This is a genomic window from Thermogutta sp., from assembly GCF_039793925.1.
Lineage (GTDB): Bacteria > Planctomycetota > Planctomycetia > Pirellulales > Thermoguttaceae > Thermogutta.
Window position 1 is genome coordinate 1 of the sequence record NZ_JBAMME010000100.1, and the last position, 1,354, is coordinate 1,354.

The 1,354-nt window shown below is 57.5% G+C and carries 1 protein-coding gene; it reads left to right on the plus strand.

Annotated features, from left to right (window positions below):
• On the plus strand, positions 1 to 858 hold an 858-nt coding region (locus ABJK56_RS03820; protein ID WP_347243342.1), incomplete at its 5' end, for a flagellin.
• Positions 859 to 1,354: the final 496 nt, after the last annotated feature.

Genomic DNA, 1,354 nt, shown 5'->3' on the forward strand with positions numbered 1-1,354 from the left:
AACAACGACGCCGTGGCCAGCCAACTCTTCACCGCCAGCCTCGCCACCGGCAGCACGGGCACCGCCGCCGTCACCGACTCTGACTTCGCCGTACTTTCCGGCGGCGTCGTTGACGTGGGGGCCAAGTACGGCGTGGCCCTGGTAGGGAACAGTGACGCTGAAAATGTGGGGCTGACTTTTGAGGCCACTGACTACGGGAGCCAGGCCTTTGTGTCGGTGAAGGCACTCAGCGGTAACTTTGTGACCACGGACGCCAATGGTCGGGTGGCCGACCGAGCAGTGGGCGCTGATGCCCAGGTCCGGGTCAATGGCTACCTCGCTGTGACCTCGGGTCTAACTGCCTCAATCAATACGGCCTCGCTGGATTTGACTTTCACAATCGACCCAAATGCCGCCGCTGGCACTAAGACTTCGTTCTCCATCGTGGGTGGTGGTGCGCTGTTCCAGCTCGGCCTGGATGTGGTGTCCAATCAGCAGGCACGCATCGGTATTCGAAGTGTGAACACAGCCAAGCTGGGCGGTGCCCGCGGTCGCCTCAACGAACTGCGGTCTGGTGGGGCCAAGTCGCTGGCGAATGACCCGATTGGAGCGGCCGCTGTGGTCGATGAAGTGATTTCCCAAATTACGACTCTCCGCGGTCGTTTGGGTGCGTTCCAAAGGACGACTTTGGAGACCAATATCAGCGCCCTGAACGACACCCTGGAAAACCTCACAGCGGCTGAAAGCGATATCCGCGATGCTGACTTCGCGGCAGAAAGCGCGAAACTCACCCGTGCCCAAATTCTGGTCCAGTCGGGTACGTCGGTGCTGGCCATCGCCAACCAGAACCCGCAGGCAGTGCTCGCCCTGTTGCGGTAAATGAGTTGAAATAACGTGAACCCTTTCACCTACCACAAGTGAAAGGTGGAAGGCCAGAAGAAACTCGGCCGATCTGAATAGATCGGCCGTTTTTGTTTGCCCAGAGGCCAGCTTCACACACCCCCCGTTCTTTCCGAAGCCGATTGGTGAAACTGGGCCGTTAAAGTTTCGTTGCTTTTGCCAGATTGTTAACGGTGATCTCCGCAGCACCGGAAGAATTGTTCGTTTTGGACAATTGGCTTCAACCCCTTTAACTCATCCATTCGATAAAAGCGAAAGAGGACCACCTAGAAGGTCGAGGCAGGAACTTGTGCCTCTGTCAGCGGGGGTTTGGTCCTGGACCAGCACGTCCCTGGAGGTAGGCGTGGGCGATCGAAGCAACGTGGATCAAAAAGACGGAGTCAGGAGGAAAGGAATCCTATGACTCGGATTAACACGAACATCAGCTCGTTGACGGCCCAGAAAACGTTGGCTCGTTCTCAGGCTCAACTGCAGG